General features: G+C 68.1%; 2 protein-coding genes. One reads left to right on the top strand and one right to left on the bottom strand.

From position 1 onward, the window contains the following. On the bottom strand, positions 1-2,452 hold a 2,452-nt coding region (locus tag ACFXOM_RS31065; RefSeq protein WP_385040630.1), incomplete at its 3' end, for a Pls/PosA family non-ribosomal peptide synthetase. A 680-nt stretch (positions 2,453-3,132) separates the two neighbouring features. Here ACFXOM_RS31065 and sbnA point away from each other — a divergent pair. Then, a complete protein-coding gene (sbnA, locus tag ACFXOM_RS31060; protein WP_384941429.1) occupies positions 3,133-4,122 on the top strand; it encodes a 2,3-diaminopropionate biosynthesis protein SbnA in 990 nt (329 codons plus the stop codon). The last annotated feature ends 254 nt before the right edge of the window (positions 4,123-4,376 follow it).

The raw sequence follows: 4,376 nt of genomic DNA, 5'->3' as shown, positions 1-4,376 counted from the left end.
CCCACCACGCGTGGTCGGGAACCTCCTCGCCCTTCATCAGGAACGAGTCCGGTGCCAACACCGCACCGTCGCCCATCGTCACGCCGTAGTGGACGAAGGCGCCGACGCCGAGCGTGCAGCCCGCGCCGACCGTGCTGTAGTCGGACTTGAAGGTGCCGTCCTCCTGCGAATGGCACTGGACCACGGTTCCCGCGTTGAGCGTGCAGTCGTCCCCGATGCTGACCAGCGTGCGATCCGGGAAGGAGCAGCCGTCGTCGAAGACCCGCTTGCCGATCCGAACGCCCAGCAACCGCCAGACCACGCTCTTGAACGGGGTGCCGTCGAGCATCTGGATGTAGTGGACCGAGGACATCTTCCAGTAGCGCTCGTGCCGCCAGAACGAAGGCTCGTAGATCGAGCAGTACAGCCGCTCCAGCGGCCTGAACGCCCTGCCGGCACGTTCGACCAGGACGAAGAAGACGACGGTGAACACCAGGACGAGGAAACTCGCTGCGACGATCGCCAGCGCCCCCAGGCTGTCGTGCAGGGCCGCCGCGCCCATGACGACGACCGTGCTCACGCACACGTGGATCCACCGCGCGAGCAGGTAGAGGACCGCGGTGACGGCATTGTGCTTGTTCTTCGCGGCGAGGCGCCGGTGCAGTTCCTCTCCGCTCGCCAGGTGGTTGAACCTGTTGTCGCGTTCGACCGTGCGGGGGATCTCGAAGCTGGGCGAGCCCAGCAGTCCGACGTTCTCCCGCAGCGGACCTTCGACGGGCACCATGGCCTTCGTCGCGATCAGACAGTTGTCACCGGTCCTGGACCGCGACGGATAGACGATGCGGTTCCCGAGGAAGTTGCGCGGCCCGATGGCAGCCCGGGACAGTCGGAACGCCGTGCTCGAGAAGTCGGCGTTGACGATGGACAGACCGTCGGCCACCATCGTCCCCGTCCCGACGGAACTCAGGTAAGGGTTCTCGTGCTTGACCTCGGTGCCGAAGTTCGACCCCGTCTGCTCGACCCGGCACAGGTCGTAGCCGAGCCGGCGCAGGTAGTGGACGATGGCGGAGCTGTCCCCGAAGAGGCTGGTGAAGAACCTCCTGTTGGTCAGGAGGGCGATCGCCCGCTGGGCCGAGTGGTGGAAGCCGTACAGCGGATATACCCTGCCCGGCTCCATGAAGCGGTTGAACAGACGCGGCACGGTGGTGACGACGAGGAGGCCGGCGAGCAGGGCGCCGAAGAAGAGGAGGGAGGATCCCGCCAGGGCGTCCCGGAGGAACGACCAGCCCGACACGGCCCATCGCCCGGGATTCAGCAGTTCATTGAGCCGCGGCACGGCGGTCACCAGCAGGGTCGAACCGCCGATCGTCAGCGGCAGGTACACCGCGAGCAGCACTGCCACCTGCAGGGTTCCGTACACGGCTCTCCTGATGGTGGTGCATCCGGGGTGGCCCGGGGCTCCGTAGTCGACGTCGGTGTGCTGCGCCGGGGAGCCGTGCCGGTGTTCTCCCTCGGGCACGGCCTGCCCACGGTGGAGGGAGGAGGCGTGGCCCAGTTGGGCTCGGTCGCCCATCGACGTGTCGATGTCGAGCACCGTCTGTTCGCTGACGAGGACATCGCTACCGAGGGACACGCGACCGGTTTCGATGCGGCCGCCGTGGGCCCGGTAGCAGGAGAAGTACGAGTCCTTCCGGATGACCGTGCGGTCCCCGATCGTGAGCAGGTCGGTGCACACGGGCAGGTGCTTCGACAGCACCACGGCGCCGCGCCCCACCTTCGCGCCCAGGGACCGCAGGTACAGCACGTAGACGGGAGAGCCGGTGAACAGACGCGCGGGGCTGGTGCGGATGAGTACCTTGACGGTCCAGAAACGCAGGTACCCCAGGCTCCATACGGGGATGCTGCGGGGTGTGAACCGGCCGATCAGAACCCACTTCGCCAGGACCGGGAGGGCGCACAGGCCGACGAAGGCCGCGGAGCACACCAGGACGGACCGCACGTAGGCGTCGAGCACCCCGGCGCCGGAGGCGATCCAGCCGTAGCCGCGGACGGCGGCCAGGGCGGCGAGGAAGGAGAAGCCGAGGAACAGCAGGAGCTGCAGCGTGCCGCAGAGCAGGTACTGCCCTGTGCTCGCAGGTGTGGCCGGTGCGCCGGTTGCGTGCCCGGTCGGCTCGTCAGAGGGGACCCGAACCGCAGGGGACTGTGGTTCGGGTGGTGTGGGAGCCGCGCCCGCGAGGGCTTTCGCCAGGCTCCGGATGGTGGGGTACCGGTAGACGTCCTTCATCGACACGGTCGGCAGATCGGCACGCTTCCTGACCCGCGCGCAGAACCGGGCCATCACCAACGAATCTGCCCCGAGGTCGTGGAAGAAGTGACTCTCGGCGGACACTTGGTCCACGGAAACGACACCGGCCAGCAGCTCGGCGAAGTCCCTTTCGGCGCCGGACTCCGGGGCTGAGACTGGACGGGCCATCAGGGTCTCGGCGGATTTCCCTACCACGTGAACTCCTTGAGGACGCTTCGATCAGGTCGTGGAGCGGACGGTTGCGATGCCCGCCCCTCCAGTAGGCCCGCGCGGAGGGGCCGTGTCCTGCCCCTGGAATTCGGTACTTGACGTGTCACAGCGATACTGGTAGTCGACTCATCGACATTACGCTTCGCACAAGTTTGCTCACTCCATGCACATGTTTCGCACCTCGTTGCGGCACGTCACGCGATCGGGCGTCACGCAGGCGGGGCATGGCGACGGGAGCCGTACGGAGGGTGCGAGGAGGTGGGAGCTCGGGTCCCGCAGTTCCCCCGGACCGCAGCTGCTGGGGGCTTGCGACGGGGCTGAGCAGACCGAACGCGGGCTGGTGCGAGGCACACGCCCCGGACCCCGGTGACCGGACGACCGGGGAACCCCACACGCGGCGATCCGTCGCAGCAGAACGTCCGCGGGCCGACGAGCGCCCCGGCCCTTCCTGCACGGGATCCCGTCCGAATAGCCGCAACGGCAGCTGGTGTCAAGTCCCGAAATCATGTGGCATGACGCGATTGGCGCGATCCGGCGTACTGGAAGGGCGTCCGACGAGCCGCCCTCGTCGGCACATCCAGAGCCGCGTCGAACCGACGACCGGCACCGAGCGCGTGGGCGCAGATGAGGAGGCGACCGTGCCTGTCATATCCGTTCCCCAGGCATTCAATGAAGACGATCTCTACGTCGATCTCGACGGGATCATCGGGTACCCGCTGTTCCTCAAGTGCGAGGGCTTCAACTTCGCCGGTTCGATCAAACTCAAAGCCGCGACCGAAATGGTCGAAGCCGCCGAACGCGACGGCAGGCTGGCGGAGGGCTCGATCCTGGTCGAGTCGTCCTCGGGCAACCTGGGCGTCGCGCTGAGTATGATCGCGGCCAGCAAGGGCTACCGGTTCCTTTGTGTGACGGACTCCCGCTGCAACCTGTCCACCCGGCTGCTCATGGAAGCGCTGGGGGCGCAGGTCCACGTCGTCACGGAGCCCGTGCCCGTGGGCGGGTTCCTGGGGGCTCGGATCGGATTCGTGCGCGCACTGTGCGCCTCTGACGACCGATACGTCTGGCTGGACCAGTACACCAATCCCGACAACGGCATGGCTCACTACCGCCGGACCGCGCCGGCCATTGCCCGGCAGTTCCCCGAGCTGGACGTGCTGTTCGTCGGGGCCGGAACCACGGGGACGCTGATGGGCTGTGCACGGTGGTTCCGCGAGTGGCACCGTCCGGTGCACATCGTGGCCGTCGACAGCGAGGGGTCGGTGACGTTCGGCGGTGCTCCGGGCCGGCGCATGATTCCCGGCCTCGGAGCCGGTGTGCGTCCGCCGATGCTGGACGAGAGCTGCGTCGACGAGTCAGTTACGGTGACGGAGGCCGACACCGTCCGGACCTGCCACCGTCTGGCCAGGCGCGGATTCGTGTTCGGCGGCTCCACGGGCACAGTGGTCAGCGGAGCGGCCGAATGGCTCGCCCGGCACGACGGGGATCGGCCGCTGACGGCGGTGGCCATCGCCCCCGACCTGGGCGAGCGGTACCTCGAGACCGTGTATCAGGCCGACTGGGTGGAGAGCCTCTACGGCTCCGACGTCCTCGGCGACGCAACGCTGACCTCCGTGACCCGCGCAGCCTGAGCGGCCACGTCGACGCGTTGCACGGAAGTCCGAGCCTGCTTGGGCTCCCGGCCGCGCCCACGGCGGCCGGGAAGGGGCGACCGGGGCCGTGGAGTCCCCTCCGTGGGGAACGCCCTGGGGCAGCGGGGAAGGCAGATGGAGGAAAAAGGGGGTTTTCCGTGGTGGGGGGGGTCTCTTCTCCCCCCCTCCCCCCCCCCCAAACACACGCCAAACAAGGTCCGGGCTCCCAAGAGTTCAGCCCCAAGGATGGGGGC

This window comes from Streptomyces sp. NPDC059169 (assembly GCF_042755225.1).
Classification (GTDB): Bacteria; Actinomycetota; Actinomycetes; order Streptomycetales; family Streptomycetaceae; genus Streptomyces.
This window is presented reverse-complemented; position numbering and strand designations above follow the sequence as displayed.